Below are 14571 nucleotides of genomic sequence, written 5' to 3'. Positions count from 1 at the left end.
GGGTCAGATGACGTCCCGCCGGCGTTCGTCGACGACCGGGATCACGCCCGCGGCCCGGCGCCGCTTGAGGATGCTCGTGTACACGGCGAGGCCGATCGCGCCCACCGCCATCATGATCAGGCCGACCAGGTCGAGGTTGACGCTCTCCATCTCCCAGTCGCTGGCGAAGGTGAGGACGGCGCCCACCACGATCAGGATGATGCATCCGCCGATACCCATGAGACTGCCCTCCGCTGTCGGTGGCTGTGACCGCGCGGGTACCCGGCCTCGGAACGCGGAAACGCCCCCGGGGGCCGGGGGCGTTCTCGTGTGGTGCGGTGGTGGGACTACGCGGGGATCCAGGCGTAGCAGCCCGAGGAGGTGAACTCGGCCGTGCCCGACGGGATCGCCGCCACGATCTTGTCGCCCGCGTTGGGCTGGGTCTCGGGGCCCGAGGCGAGGATCGAGCCGTCCTTGGACTTCGCCTCCCACGTGCAGGTGGAGGCCTGCGTCAGCGCCCGGTAGCTGCCGGCCGCGGGCGAGGTGCGGGGGCCTTCGGGGAAGCCCTTCTCCGCCGCCGCGAGGATCGGCTTCTGCTCCGGGCACAGGTGGGTGATCGCGTCCTTCGCGCCCGGGATCTCCCCGGTGATGACCGCGCCGGTCGCCGCGTCCTTGTCGCGCTTCGCGGTGTACGCGACGCGCTGGCAGGCCTCCTGGCCGGACTGCAGGACGGCCGCCGGGTCCATCTTCTCCGGGACCCGTCCGCTCAGGTACTTCTTCTCCTGCGCCGTGAAGGTGCCCGTCTTCGGGGTGAGCTTCGCGTCGGGCAGGACGGGGCCCGTCGGCTTCGCGTCGGCGCCGGGCGCCGGGGGCGCCGGGCTGTCCGCCGGGTCGGGGGCCGCCGAGGAGGCCGGGGGCTTCGCCTTCGCCTCCGCACCGGAGTCGGCCTTGCCCCCGCCGGAACTGCAGGCGGTCAGCGTCAGGGCGGCGGTCAGCAGGACAGCAGCCGCTGCGGAGCGTCGGTACATCGGATGGCTCCCGTACTTACTGGGTGGGACAGGGGTGCGGGGCCCGGCCACGTGGTGCCGGCCGGGCCCCGCTCTGCGCTCGTCGCTTACTTCGCGCCGAAGGTGAGGACCAGCTGCGGGACGCCGTCGGCGGCCGTGGCCTCCGAGGACCAGATCCACAGCGGGTCGGTGCCCGTGCTCGTCAGGCCCAGGCTGTAGCTGCTGCCCAGCACCGCGGAGAGCGCGGTGGTGTCCAGCGGTACGGAGTGGACCGCCGAGCCGTCCGGCACGCCCGCGATGGTGCCGAGCGGGGTGGTGCCGAGGGCGGGCTTGCTGGTGAAGGTGGTGCCCGCGCCGCTCCAGGTGCCGGTGACCGGGACCACGGACACGGTGTCGGCGGTGCCGGCGCCCGTCTGCGTGTTGGTCTTGAACTGGAGGGAGGCGGCCTTGAGGACCTGCCCGGCCGGGGCGGCCGGGACGGCGAAGCGCAGGTAGGTCTCGTACGCCGAGGTGCCGCGCACCGCGAGCGAGGTGGACGTGCCGTACGCGGTGCCCGGGGCGCCCTGGTTGACGTAGGTGTCCTCGGTCGCGTTGACCTTGGAGACCGAGTCGGTGGGCGCCTTGGCCAGGGTGAAGTGGTTCTTGACCTGGGCCTCGGTGAGCGCCGTCGGGTAGACGGCCGTCTCGTCGAGCTGTCCGGCGAAGTAGTTGCTCGTCGGGCGGCTCGGCCAGCCGGTGAGGTTGTCGCCGCCGACGTGCCAGTAGCCCGCGTAGGTCTGGGTGCCGGTCCTGTTCAGCGTGCCCTTGTTCTGGCCGTCCACGTACAGGGTGATGCCGCCGGGGCCCTGGGTGCCGACCACGTGGTGCCACTTGTTGTCGTTGTACGTGTCGAACAGGCCGGTGGAGACGGTCTGGGCGGAGCCGTTGGAGACTCCGAAGACCAGCCGGCCGGTGTTGGTCATGTACAGGTGCTTGTCGTACGAGCCGCTGCTGCGGTCGGTGTTGCTGCCGAAGCCGACCAGCTTGCCGCCCCGGAGGGTGCCCGTCTTGAACCAGGTCTCGATGGTGAACGTGTTGCCGACGGTCTGCCGGTGGTCGCTGTAGACCTGCTGGCTGGTGCCGTTGAAGCCCATCGCGGTGCTGGTGCCGGTGACCGCGCCGGGGGTCTGGCGCAGGGCCGGGGCGTTCAGCTGGACGCCGCCGGTGTTGCCGCTGACCGAGGAGTCGGCGACGTAGGGGCTCACGGTGTCGTCGAAGCGCCAGTACAGGCCGGCGCCGTCGGCGCGGACCTGGTCCGGGTACGACTGGACCGCGGTCGGGACCGTCACGGAGACGCTGGCCGACAGGGCGCTGGTGTTGCCGGCCGCGTCGGTCGCGGTCACGCGGTAGCTGTAGGCCTGGCCGGCCTTGACCGTGGTGTCGGTCCAGGAGGCCTGCCGGCGCTGCCACTCCAGGGAGTCCGCGTTCACCGTGGCGGCGGGCGTGGCCGAGCCGTTGCGGTAGATGCGGTAGGTCAGCTTGCTGTCGTCGGCGTCGTAGCTGGTGCGCCAGCGGACCTGCACCTCGCCGGGCTTGACGCTGCCGACGCTGGCCACCGGGGTGGTCGGGGCGCCGACGTCGCCGGTGGAGGCGAAGCGGGTCAGGGCCTGCTGCGGCTTGCCGTTGATGAGGGTGAACTCGCCGCCGACCCACATGTACTTGACGTCGCTCTTCTCCGCGACGGCCATGACGCGCGGGCCGATGCCCTCGCCGAGGCCGTCGTTGGAGGTGGGGTGCCAGCCGAGCTTGCCCGGACCGCGCACGAAGCCGCCCACGGGCGCGGGGGCGGGGCCGGTGTGGTCGGTGGGCTGGGCCAGCAGGAAGTGGCGCTTGCCGTCGGGGAACTCCAGCTCGGTGGAGCAGTCGTGCGCGTGCGAGGAGCTGTAGAGCACCCCGTCGTAGGGCAGCACGTACTGGGTGGCGCCGAGGCAGCGGTCGCGCCACTTCTCGCTGAAGTCGGTGTTCAGGCCGATGCGGCCGTCGAAGACACCGCCGCCGGAGCCCTCGCTGCCGGTGTAGTAGCCCGTCGCGTCGGCCGAGATGTCCTTGACCACCGAGTTGGACGGGATGTTGCTGTAGGTCTTGGTGACGGCGCCGGTGGTGGCGTTCACGACGGCCAGCGCGTGCGTGGTGGAGCCGTTGACCGAGAAGAAGTCGCCGCCCAGCAGGACGTTCTTGCCGTCGTTGCTCACCTCGATGGCGCGGCCGGGCTCGTCGGCGTTGGCCACGAAGGGCTTGAGCGCGCCGGAGCCGGCGTCGACGGCGGCGAACCGCTCGCGGGTCTGGCCGTCGACGGCGTTGAAGTCGCCGCCGACGTACAGGGTGTCGTCGGTGACGGCGAGCGCGCGCACGGTGGCGGGAACGCCGGGGTGGAACGCGGCCTTGGGGGTGCAGGTCGCGATGTCGATCGCGGCGAGGCTGGAGACCGGGGTGCCGTTGACGGCGCCGAAGTAGCCGCCGGCGTAGAGGGTCTTCTGGTCCTTCGAGACCTCCAGCGCGCGGACCGTCGCGGTGCCGTCGGAGACCGTGAAGGCGAGCTTGCACGAGGTGGGGTTGCCCGTCGCGGCGTCGAGCGCGGCGAAGTTGACGGCTTCCCGCTCGGTGCCGGCGGCGCCGTCGGGCGGGCGGACGGCCGAGAAGGTGCCACCGGCGAAGACGGTGTCGTTCGCCTGGGCCATCGCGAACACGATGCCGTCGGGCTGCCACGTCGGCAGGCTGTCGGCGGTGAATGCCACTGGCGCCGTGATGGCGGACGCCTGCGGCATCAGCACCAGGCCTATCCCGGTGCCGGCACCGGCCAGTGACAGGACGAGGGCAGCAGTCAGCCCTCTGGATCTACGCATGAGCCCCCCAGGGCATCGCCCGGTTTGATGGCTGGAACTATCCGAACAGCCATATGTACGGGGGCAGACTAGGGCTCACTCGAGGGCCCGGTCACCTTGCTTGACCCATTGCATACCAACTTGGAATCAACAGGGTTCAGCACGGAGGGTGCACTACGGACATATGGCAGGTTTGCCCCGGCCACACCCACACAGACCTGTGAGTATGGCCGTGACACGGCAAATCGTAGGGGAAATATAAGGCCTCAGCGGTCGATGCGGACCGTCACGCCTGCCAGTTGGTCCTCGACCTGGCGGATGTCGGCGTCGACCATGATCCGGGCCAGTTCGGACACCAGGACCGTCGGCTTCCAGCCGAGCAGGTCATGGGCCTTGGAGGCGTCGCCGATGAGCGCGTCGACCTCGCTGGGGCGCTCGTACTTGGGGTCGTAGCGCACGTGCTCGTTCCAGTCGAGGCCCGCGTGCGTGAAGGAGGCCTCGACGAACTCGCGGACGGTCGCGGCCACCCCGGTGGCGACGACGTAGTCGGTGGGCTCGTCCTGCTGGAGCATCCGCCACATGGCGTCCACGTACTCCGGGGCGTAGCCCCAGTCGCGGACCGCGTCGAGGTTGCCGAGGTACAGCTTCTCCTGGAGGCCGGCCTTGATGCGGGCGACCGCGCGGGTGATCTTGCGGGTCACGAAGGTCTCGCCGCGGCGCGGGGACTCGTGGTTGAACAGGATCCCGTTGACGGCGAACATGCCGTACGCCTCGCGGTAGTTCACGGTGGTCCAGTACGCGAACACCTTGGCCGCGCCGTACGGGCTGCGCGGGTGGAACGGGGTGCCCTCGTTCTGCGGCGGCGGGGTGGCGCCGAACATCTCGGAGGACGAGGCCTGGTAGATGCGGGTGTCGACCCCGCTGGCCCGGATGGCCTCCAGCAGCCGCAGCGCCCCGAGGCCGGTCACGTCGCCGGTGTAGAGGGGCGCGTCGAAGGAGACGCGGACGTGGGACTGGGCGCCGAGGTTGTAGACCTCGTCGGGCCGTATCTCACGGAGCAGGTTCACCAGGGCCACGCCGTCGGAGAGGTCGGCGTGGTGCAGGACGAAGGACCGGTTGGCGGTCTGCGGGTCCTGGTAGATGTGGTCGATCCGCTCCGTGTTGAAGCTGGAGGACCGCCGCACGAGTCCGTGCACCGTGTAGCCCTTGGAGAGCAGCAGCTCGGCGAGGTACGAGCCGTCCTGTCCGGTGACTCCGGTGATCAGTGCGGTCTTGCCCATGCGGTCCCCCTGGGATGCGTTGTGTTCGTTGTGCCGAGCGGTCTTCCCCTGCCCGCCCGAGGCCGCCGGGTCCGGTGGCCGGGGCTGGATGCGTACCGTACACGCCGGGCCCGGCCGGTCGCGCCGCGCGGCGCCCCCGGCCCGCCGGGCCCGGACTGCTGCGACCCCCGCGGGAGCGGACTGGCATCATCGGCGGTATGACAAGTTCGCTGCCGCTCCTGCCCCCGAACGCCCGCGTCTTCGTCGCGGGCCACCGCGGCCTCGTGGGGTCCGCGGTCGCCCGCCGGCTCACCGCCGACGGGCACGAGGTGCTCACCCGGGGCCGCGCCGACCTCGATCTGCGGGATGCCGCCGCGACCGCCGCGTACCTGGCGGACGTCCGCCCGGACGCCGTGGTGCTGGCCGCCGCCAAGGTCGGCGGGATCATGGCCAACAGCACGTACCCGGTGCAGTTCCTCGAGGAGAACCTGCAGATCCAGCTCAGCGTGATCGGCGGCGCGCACGCCGCCGGGGTGGGCCGGCTGCTGTTCCTCGGATCGTCCTGCATCTACCCGAAGCTGGCCCCGCAGCCCATCCGCGAGGACGCCCTGCTGACCGGCCCGCTGGAGCCGACCAACGAGGCCTACGCCCTCGCGAAGATCGCCGGCATCGTCCAGGTCCAGTCGTACCGCAAGCAGTACGGGGCCTCGTACATCTCGGCCATGCCGACGAACCTCTACGGCCCGGGCGACAACTTCGACCTCGAGTCCTCGCACGTGCTGCCCGCCCTCATCCGGCGCTTCCACGAGGCCGCCGCCGAGGGCCGCGACGAGGTCGCGCTGTGGGGCAGCGGCACGCCGCGCCGCGAGTTCCTGCACGTGGACGACCTCGCCGCCGCGTGTGCGGTGCTGCTGAACACCTACGACGGCGACGAGCCCGTCAACATCGGCTGCGGGGAGGACCTGACGATCCGGGAGCTGGCGGAGACCGTCGCCGAGGTGACCGGCTTCCGGGGCCGGCTCGCCTGGGACACGTCCAAGCCGGACGGGACCCCGCGCAAGCTGCTGGACGTCGGCCGGCTGACCTCGCTCGGCTGGAAGCCCGGCATCGCGCTGCGGGACGGCATCGCCGCCACCTACGCGTGGTGGCTGCGCGAGCAGCAGAACGGCTGATCCCACCCGGAGCCCCTCAGTACGCTCCGCGGCCGTCGACGACGGCGCGGAGCGTACGGCCCATCACGTCGACGTCACTGGTGAAGGACCAGTTGTCGACGTACTGCAGGTCGAGCTGGATCGTTTCGTCCCAGGACAGGTCGGACCGCCCGCTGATCTGCCACAGCCCCGTCATCCCGGGCCGCACGGTGAGCCGGCGCAGCTCGACCTCGTCGTACTTCGCCACCTCCTCCGGCAGCGGGGGGCGCGGGCCGACCAGCGACATGTGCCCGGTCAGGACGTTGACGAGCTGGGGCAGTTCGTCCATGGAGGTGCGGCGCAGCAGCCGGCCCACCCGGGTCACCCGGGGGTCGCGGCGCATCTTGAACATCAGGCCGTCGTTCTCGTTGTGCCCGGCCAGGTCGGCCTTGCGGGCGTCGGCGTCCACCACCATGGTGCGGAACTTCCACATGACGAACGGCGCCCCGTCGCGGCCGATGCGGCGCTGCCGGTAGAAGGCGGGGCCGCGCGAGCCGAAACGTATCGCCAGGACGATGCCGAGGAAGAGCGGGGAGAGCAGCAGCAGCCCCGCGGCGGCCCCCGCCCGGTCCAGGACCGACTTGAGCAGGGTCTGCACGCCGCGGCTGACCGGCGGCGCGACCCGCAGCACGGCGAGCCCGCCGGCGGACAGGGTCTCCAGCCGCTTGACGGAGACCTCCACCAGACCGGGGAAGACGGCGAGTTCCAGTCCGGCGTCGTGCAGGGCCCAGGCGATCCGGCGCAGCCGCTCTCCCCCGATCCGCGCACCGGGGGCGACCAGCACCAGGTCGGCGTTGTGGCTGCGGACGGCGCCGAGCACGGCCGCGGAGTCGCCGGTCGGCGCCTGCGGCATCCCCGCGTCGAGGCGGCCGGCGACCGGCACCCCGCTGGAGAGGGCCCCGGCGCCGACCGGGACCACGCCGACGACCACGTACGGGTGGTCGGTGCGCGCGGCCAGGTGCGCGATGACGTCCTCGGCGGCGTCGGGCTCGCCCACCACCAGGACCCGGCTGACGGCCTGGGCCTCGCGGCGGGCCGCCGAGAGGTGGCGGTAGGTCAGCTTGTGGCAGGCTACGGTGATCAGCAGGGCGGGCAGCAGGGCCCCCAGGGCGGACAGCCGGGGCGTGTCCTCCTCGGTCACCACGCGGGCCACGGCGAGCACGCCGATCAGAATCAGCCAGTCGTGCACCACGGGCAGCACTCCGCGGGACTCCCCGAGGGCCCGGGTCGCGTACCGCCGGCGCAGCGCCTGCACGCCGGTCCACGCCACGGCGGCGGCCAGGGCGCAGACGAGGGGCCGGACCTGCTGCGCGGCGGCGAAGACGAGTCCGACGGGCACGGCGGCGCCGAGGAAGTCGGCGCCGACGGCGGCCGGCAGGTACCAGCGGGCCTTGTCACCGAGGCGCCGCGCGGGCAGAGCGGTCCCCCGGGCCGCCCCGGCCACTCTTTGCGCCGGAAAATGGACATGCCTCATGGGCCCCCCTGGCACGTGGTCTATGACAGTGGCGAGCGTCCATGGCTTCCCCAGGCAACGGACGACTGTCGCACCGGGAAACAGTACGACAAACACCCGTACGGTAAATGCGGATTGGGACAACCCAACCTCTTGTTGCTCAAGTGTTAGCAACCGGTACCAGCTGTTCCGAATACCGGAGCCCCCTTTCGCACGCAAAGGTGAATGGTCCGGATACCGGATACGTCTCCTCGAAGAACGAACCGTTTCCGGCCAACCTTTTGACGCGCTCCTGACATTGCGGCGGACAGCTGGCACTCTTCGACCGTTCATCGCACCAGCCCTGTTCTGCCCGGAGGCCCACCCAGCCGTCCGGAACCCCCCTTGCAGAAGGAGTCTGCGTTGAGAGCCACCCCCCAGAGGCGAGCCACCGCGGTCGGCGCGCTCGTTGCCTCGGCCGCCCTGCTCGCCGTAGGCATACAGGCAGGCACCGCCACCGCTGACGCCACCGCGTCGCAGGCCCGCACGGCCGTCCAGTCCAACCCGGGCGCGGCCAACCTGAAACTCAGCGCTTCGGAGCGTGCGACGCTCCTTGCCGAGGCCAACTCGACCACCGCGCAGGCAGCCAAGGCGCTCGGCCTCGGCGGCAGCGAGAAGCTGGTCGTCCGCGAAGTGGTCAAGGACGTGGACGGCACCACGCACACCATGTACGAGCGGACCTACGACGGTCTGCCCGTGCTCGGCGGTGACCTGACGGTCCACGCCAAGGACGGCGCGACCAAGAGCGTCACCAAGGCGACCCACCACGAGATCAAGGTCGCGGACACCAACGCCTCGGTCACCCCGGCGGCCGCCGAGAGCCAGGCCGTCTCCGCCGCCAACGCCGAGGGCTCGAAGGAGGCCAAGGCCTCCAAGGGCGCCCGCAAGGTGATCTGGGCGGCCACGGGTGCTCCGGTCCTCGCGTTCGAGACCGTCGTCGGCGGCCTCCAGCACGACGGCACGCCGAACGAGCTGCACGTGGTGACCGACGCCAAGACCGGCGCCAAGATCACCGAGTGGCAGGCCGTCGAGACCGGCACCGGCAACACGATGTACAGCGGCCAGGTGACCCTGGGGACCTCGCAGTCGGGCAGCACCTGGAACCTGACGGACGCCGCCCGCGGCAACCACAAGACGTACAACCTCAACCGCGGCACCTCCGGCACCGGCACGCTGTTCTCCGGCCCGGACGACATCTGGGGCAACGGCCTGCCGGCCAACCTGGAGACGGCCGGCGCCGACGCCCACTACGGCGCGCAGGTGACGTGGGACTACTACAAGAACGTGCACGGCCGCAACGGCCTGCGCAACGACGGGGTCTCCCCGTACAGCCGCGTCCACTACGGCAACAACTACGTGAACGCGTTCTGGCAGGACTCCTGCTTCTGCATGACGTACGGCGACGGTGACGGCAACGCCAAGCCGCTCACCTCCACCGACGTGGCCGCGCACGAGATGACCCACGGCCTCACCTCGGTCACCGGCAACATGACCTACAGCGGTGAGCCGGGCGGTCTGAACGAGGCGACCTCCGACATCTTCGCGGCGGCCGTCGAGTTCTACGCCAACAACGCGCAGGACGTCGGCGACTACCTGGTCGGCGAGAAGATCGACATCCGCGGCAACGGCACCCCGCTGCGCTACATGGACAAGCCCAGCAAGGACGGCTCCTCCAAGGACTCCTGGTACTCGGGCATCGGCTCCATCGACGTCCACTACTCCTCGGGCCCGGCCAACCACTGGTACTACCTCGCCTCCGAGGGCTCCGGCGCCAAGGTCGTCAACGGCGTGAGCTACGACTCGCCGACGTCCGACGGGCTCCCGGTCACCGCGATCGGCCGCGACGCCGCCTCGAAGATCTGGTTCCGCGCGCTGACCACCGGTCTGTTCCGGTCGAACACCGACTACGCGGCCGCCCGTACGGCCACCCTGCAGGCCGCCGCCGACCTCTACGGCGCCGGCTCGACCACGTACAACAACGCGGCCAACGCCTGGGCGGCCATCAACGTCGGCCCCCGCGTGGTGAGCGGTGTCACGGTCACCAACCCCGGTAGCCAGACCACCGTCACGGGCAGCGCGGTCAGCCTGCAGATCCAGGCCACCAGCACCAATCCCGGTGCGCTGAGCTACGCGGCGACCGGTCTGCCGGCCGGCCTGTCGATCAACTCCTCCACGGGTCTGATCTCCGGTACGGCCACCACCGCGGGCACGTCCAACGTGACCGTCACGGTGACCGACTCGCAGAGCAAGACGGGTACGGCGGCGTTCGGCTGGACGGTCGGCACCTCGCAGCCGAACGTCTTCGAGAACACCGCCGACTACGCGATCGCGGACAACTCGACCGTCGATTCCCCGATCACCGTGACCCGCTCCGGCAACGCGCCGAGCACCCTGAAGGTGGACGTCAACATCGTCCACACCTACATCGGTGACCTGAAGGTCGACCTCGTCGCCCCGGACGGCACCCTCTACAACCTGCACAACCGCAGCGGCGGCAGTGCGGACAACATCGTCAAGTCCTTCACGGTCAACGCCTCCTCCGAGGTCGCGAACGGAGTGTGGAAGCTCCGGGTCAACGACAACGCGAACATCGACACCGGCAAGATCGACAGCTGGAAGCTCACCTTCTGACCCCACCGGGGCAGCGTGAGTGACAGCTGAACAGACAGACCACGGGGCCGCCCGGGAGAAGACCTCCCCGGGCGGCCCTGTTCCATCGGAGCGTTCTCAGCCGATCGAGCGGAAGATGTGTGAGAACACGTCCTCCCCGTGCTGCCCGCCCTCTCCGGCTCCCTGACCGGTGCCGGCGGCACTGTCCTCGCGGCCGCTCTCGCCCCGGCCGCCCTGGTCCCCGTTGCCGCCGCCGTCCCAGGGGGCCCCGACCTCGCCGCCCTGGTCCCCACGGCCCTGGTCCTCGCGACCGTCCCCGTCGCCGCCGCCGTTGCCGCCGCCGTCGCCTCCGCCGTCACCGCGGCCGTCCCCGTCACCCCGCCCGTCGACCGGCTTGAAGAAGGCCGCGACGACCCGTACGTTCTGTGCCCGCTCGCCCGGCGCCAGGACCCTCTCCGCACTGCCGGCGCAGCCCTCGTTGCCGAAGAGGAGGGCCTGCGACCTCGTCCTGTTGACCACGTCGACGGCGGGCTCGAAGCGGGAGGTGTCCGTCAGCAGGTAGCAGGTGTCGTTGTCCGCGGGACGGATCTGCCCGCGGCGCTCGCCCCCGCCCTCGAAGAACCGGTAGTGCAGCGTGCCGAGGTCGCGCCCGCCCGGGTCGTCGTCGGCCAGCGCGTGGCCCGCGGGCGGCAGGACGAGCGCGAGAGCTCCGGCGAACACGGCGGCGGTGGTGCGAAGACGCATGGAAAGGTCCGTTCCTCGGGTCCGCGGATGCCCGGTCCCGGGGCATCCGCGGGCAGCGTAGGAGCGGACGGGGGCGCTGGGCCGATTCGGCATGCCCAGCACGTCGGAGGTTCACCCGGGAGGCCCGCCGCACTGCTCGCGGGATCGCGCGAGGGGGGGCGGACGGCCGGTGGACCCGCCGTCCGCCCCCACGCCACCGGGCCCGCGTCACCGCAGGAGCACGCCGCCCCCCGCGTCCGCGTCCGCGGGAGCCGCGACCAGCCCCAGTTCGGCCGGGCTCGCCAGCAGCGGGTGCGCCGGCAGGATGCGCACCGTGTAGCCGAAGGGTCCCGTCCGGTCGAGCGGGAGCGGGCCCTCGTACACCCAGCGCCCCTCCAGGTCCGGCCCGGCGGCCGGCTTGAGCGGGAAGGTCCGCCCGTCCCGGATCACGTCCTGCGGGTCCACCCGCCCGGCGAAGGCCTGTACCTCCACGTCCTCCGGCAGCAGCGCGTCCAGCGCCACACGCACGCGCAGCGTGAGGGTGGCCCCGAGCTCGGCGGTCCCGTTGACCGGGGCCGCGGCGAGGGCCTCGACGTGCTCGACGCCCACCCGCGGCCAGGCCGCCCGGACCCGGCCCTTCCACCAGGCGAGGTCCCGTGCCGCCTCGGGGCCCAGCGCGCGGTGGGCGTGCGCGGCCGGGGTGTAGAGCCGTTCCACGTACTCCCGCACCATCCGCCCGGCGAGCACCTTGGGCCCGAGCGACACCAGCGTGCGCCGGACCATCTCGATCCACCGCACCGGAAGCCCGGCGCGCCCGGCCCGGTCGTAGAACCGGGGCGCGACCCGGCCCTCGATCAGCTCGTAGAGGGCGTTCGCCTCCAGGTCGTCGCGCCGCTCCTCGTCCGACCCGATCCCGTCGGCCGTGGGGATGGCCCAGCCGAAGTCCGGCTCGAACCACTCGTCCCACCAGCCGTCCAGCACGGACAAGTTGAGGCAGCCGTTCAGCGCGGCCTTCATCCCGCTGGTGCCGCAGGCCTCCAGCGGCCGCAGCGGGTTGTTCAGCCAGACGTCGCAGCCCGGGTAGAGCTTCTGCGCCATGGCCATGCCGTAGTCGGGCAGGAAGACGATCCGGTGGCGCACCCGCGGGTCGTCCGCGAAGCGCACCAGCTCCTGCACGAGCCGCTTGCCTCCGTCGTCCGCCGGGTGGGCCTTGCCCGCGACCACGATCTGCACCGGCCGCTCCGGGTCTAGCAGCAGCCTGCGCAGCCGGTCCGGGTCGCGCAGCATCAGCGTGAGCCGCTTGTACGAGGGCACGCGCCGGGCGAAGCCGATGGTGAGCACGTCCGGATCGAGTACGGAGTCCACCCAGCCCAGTTCGGCGTCGGCGGCCCCGCGCTGGCGCCAGGAGGCGCGCAGCCGGTCCCGCACCTCCTGGACCAGCTGCTCGCGCAGCACCCGGCGCAGGTCCCACACGTCCTGGTCCGGGATCTCGGCGACGGCGTCCCAGCGCCGCGAGCCGCCGACGGACAGCGCGTCCTCGGTGCGGCCCGCGCCGATCTGGCGGGCGCCGAGCCGGACGACCTCCGGGGCCACCCAGGTCGGGGCGTGCACCCCGTTGGTGACGGAGGTGATGGGCACGTCCGACGGGTCGAAGCCGGGCCAGAGCCCGGCGAACATCTCCCGGCTGACCGAGCCGTGCAGGGTCGACACCCCGTTGGCGCGCTGCGCCAGGCGCAGGCCCATCACGGCCATGTTGAACACCCCGGGGTCGCCGCCGGGGTAGCTCTCCGCGCCCAGCTCCAGGATCCGGTCGACCGGGACGCCCGCCAGTTCCCCGCCCTCCCCGAAGTGCCGGGCCACCAGGCCCCGCTCGAAGCGGTCGATGCCGGCCGGGACGGGGGTGTGGGTGGTGAACACGGTCCCGGCGCGCACCGCCTCGAGGGCGGCGTCGAAGCCGAGGCCCTGCTCCCGTTCCAGTTCCCTTATGCGCTCCAGCCCCAGGAATCCCGCATGGCCCTCGTTGGTATGGAAGACCTCGGGGCCGGGGTGCCCGGTGATCGCGCAGTACGTGCGCACGGCCCGGACCCCGCCGATGCCCAGCAGCATCTCCTGGAGCAGGCGGTGGTCGCTGCCGCCGCCGTAGAGCCGGTCGGTCACCTCACGGGCCGCGGCGTCGTTGTCCTCGACGTCGGAGTCCAGGAGCAGCAGCGGGACGCGGCCGACGCGGGCCTGCCAGATGTGTGCGTGCAGGGCGCGTCCGCCGGGGAGGGTCAGGCAGACGCGGGCGGGAGACCCGTCGTCCTGCCGCAGCAGGCCGACCGGGAGTTCGTTCGGATCCAGTACGGGATAGTGCTCCTGCTGCCAGCCGTCGCGGGAGAGCGACTGGCGGAAGTAGCCGTGCCGGTAGAGCAGTCCCACGCCGATGAGCGGGACGCCGAGGTCGCTGGCGGCCTTCAGGTGGTCCCCGGCGAGGATGCCGAGGCCGCCGGAGTACTGGGGCAGGGCGGCGGTGATCCCGAATTCGGGAGAGAAATAGGCGATGCCGGCGGGCAGTTCCGCGGTGTTCTCCTGGCTCTGGTACCACCTCCCGCCGTTGACGTAGTCATCGAGGTCGGCGGCGGCGACGGCGAGCCGCCGCAGGAACCGGCGGTCGCCGGCGAGTTCCGCGAGCCGGGCGGCGGAAACGGCGCCGAGCAGCCGGACGGGGTCGCCGCCGGCGGCCTGCCAGCCCTCGGGGTCGACGGATTGGAAGAGTTCACGGGTCTCTGCATGCCACGACCAGCGCAGATTGCGCGCGAGGTCGGTGAGCGGCAGCAGGGCGTCGGGAAGGACGGGGCGCACGGTGAATCGACGGATAGCCTTCACACGTTCCACCTTCGCAGGGGATTGCGGATCGGAGCGGCCGCACCACGCTGTGCATCCGCGCATCACCCCCGGAAGGCTAGCGCCGCCCCCGCCCTCACGACCATGCCGCCTGGGTGGCCGCGTCCCGCTCCCCGGCCCGGCCGGACCGCACGGCGCCGTCCCACTCCGTGGGATGCCGGGTGTCCGTATCGGATGTTCCCGCGCGCCCGGGGCGTGCGGGACCGGCCAATCTTCGGCGGGTCCGGCCGGTCCCCGCCCCCGGCACGCTCCCGCACATTCGTGCGGGAGCGTCTGCGGTTCGTCCCTTTTCCACCTCTTCATCCCTGTGGCTCGAGAGGCTCGGCACGGGTGGGGTGACAGGTGTGCTTCGTGATGGGTGTCGCTACATCAGGTAGTCCTGCGCGACTTGACGGAGCCCCGGCGGATGTCGACCAAGGGCTTGGCCTTGGCCGTGCCACTACGTACGAGTAGTTAACCAAGGGCGCGGATTGGGCGGGGAGAGAGTGGGAAGGGCTCACCGGGTACACGTAGTACACGCACGGCGCACCCGCCCCCAACCTCTCCCCGCCACCCGAGTGAACGCGG

At 71.7% G+C, this 14571-nt stretch carries 9 protein-coding genes; 2 read left to right on the top strand and 7 right to left on the bottom strand.

Annotated elements, in window-relative coordinates:
- Positions 1 to 3: 3 nt before the first annotated feature.
- From ACIPUC_RS22920 to gmd, 4 genes are all read right to left on the bottom strand, one after another.
- Positions 4 to 219 carry a DUF6458 family protein gene (locus ACIPUC_RS22920; RefSeq protein ID WP_446591739.1) on the bottom strand — a complete coding sequence of 72 codons (216 nt, stop codon included), beginning with the start codon at positions 217 to 219 and terminating at the stop codon, positions 4 to 6.
- A 107-nt stretch (positions 220 to 326) separates the two neighbouring features.
- Positions 327 to 1007: a hypothetical protein gene (locus ACIPUC_RS22915; RefSeq protein WP_446591738.1), complete on the bottom strand. Its 681-nt coding sequence runs from the start codon at positions 1005 to 1007 to the stop codon at positions 327 to 329.
- A gap of 86 nt (positions 1008 to 1093) precedes the next feature.
- Positions 1094 to 3868, bottom strand: coding sequence for a CBM96 family carbohydrate-binding protein (locus tag ACIPUC_RS22910; protein ID WP_446591737.1), 2775 nt, complete (start codon positions 3866 to 3868; stop codon positions 1094 to 1096).
- Between the two features lie 245 nt (positions 3869 to 4113).
- Positions 4114 to 5127, bottom strand: coding sequence for a GDP-mannose 4,6-dehydratase (gene gmd, locus ACIPUC_RS22905; protein WP_446591736.1), 1014 nt, complete (start codon positions 5125 to 5127; stop codon positions 4114 to 4116).
- Positions 5128 to 5324: 197 nt separating this feature from the next.
- Here gmd and ACIPUC_RS22900 point away from each other — a divergent pair, with 197 nt between their 5' ends.
- The gene (locus tag ACIPUC_RS22900) at positions 5325 to 6278 is read left to right on the top strand and encodes a GDP-L-fucose synthase family protein (RefSeq protein ID WP_446591734.1); all 954 of its coding nucleotides are present in this window, start codon (positions 5325 to 5327) and stop codon (positions 6276 to 6278) included.
- Positions 6279 to 6294: 16 nt separating this feature from the next.
- Here the strand turns inward: ACIPUC_RS22900 and ACIPUC_RS22895 are convergent, their stop codons facing one another.
- Positions 6295 to 7770 (bottom strand): sugar transferase, encoded by a 1476-nt coding sequence (locus tag ACIPUC_RS22895; RefSeq protein WP_446591733.1) that lies wholly within the window; start codon positions 7768 to 7770, stop codon positions 6295 to 6297.
- Between the two features lie 381 nt (positions 7771 to 8151).
- Here ACIPUC_RS22895 and ACIPUC_RS22890 point away from each other — a divergent pair, with 381 nt between their 5' ends.
- On the top strand, positions 8152 to 10419 hold the full coding sequence (locus ACIPUC_RS22890; protein WP_446591732.1) for a M4 family metallopeptidase: 2268 nt from the start codon (positions 8152 to 8154) through the stop codon (positions 10417 to 10419).
- A gap of 96 nt (positions 10420 to 10515) precedes the next feature.
- On the opposite strand, the gene ACIPUC_RS22885 is transcribed toward ACIPUC_RS22890, so the two are convergent.
- Positions 10516 to 11142 carry a hypothetical protein gene (locus tag ACIPUC_RS22885; RefSeq protein ID WP_446591731.1) on the bottom strand — a complete coding sequence of 209 codons (627 nt, stop codon included), beginning with the start codon at positions 11140 to 11142 and terminating at the stop codon, positions 10516 to 10518.
- 207 nt (positions 11143 to 11349) lie between these two features.
- Positions 11350 to 13986, bottom strand: a complete 2637-nt coding sequence (gene glgP / locus ACIPUC_RS22880; RefSeq protein WP_446591730.1) for an alpha-glucan family phosphorylase — start codon at positions 13984 to 13986, stop codon at positions 11350 to 11352.
- Positions 13987 to 14571: the final 585 nt, after the last annotated feature.

This window comes from Streptomyces sp. LARHCF249, assembly GCF_052871255.1.
Note: the sequence above shows the minus strand (reverse complement) of the source record. Positions and strands in the feature narration are given on the sequence as shown.

Excerpts from the sequence above, each read along its gene's own strand:
- ACIPUC_RS22920 (WP_446591739.1), bottom strand. The coding sequence starts at position 219 with ATGGGTATCGGCGGATGCATCATCCTGATCGTGGTGGGCGCCGTCCTC.
- ACIPUC_RS22895 (WP_446591733.1), bottom strand. The coding sequence starts at position 7,770 with ATGAGGCATGTCCATTTTCCGGCGCAAAGAGTGGCCGGGGCGGCCCGG.
- ACIPUC_RS22915 (WP_446591738.1), bottom strand. The coding sequence starts at position 1,007 with ATGTACCGACGCTCCGCAGCGGCTGCTGTCCTGCTGACCGCCGCCCTG.
- gmd (WP_446591736.1), bottom strand. The coding sequence starts at position 5,127 with ATGGGCAAGACCGCACTGATCACCGGAGTCACCGGACAGGACGGCTCG.
- ACIPUC_RS22910 (WP_446591737.1), bottom strand. The coding sequence starts at position 3,868 with ATGCGTAGATCCAGAGGGCTGACTGCTGCCCTCGTCCTGTCACTGGCC.
- ACIPUC_RS22885 (WP_446591731.1), bottom strand. The coding sequence starts at position 11,142 with ATGCGTCTTCGCACCACCGCCGCCGTGTTCGCCGGAGCTCTCGCGCTC.
- ACIPUC_RS22900 (WP_446591734.1), top strand. The coding sequence starts at position 5,325 with ATGACAAGTTCGCTGCCGCTCCTGCCCCCGAACGCCCGCGTCTTCGTC.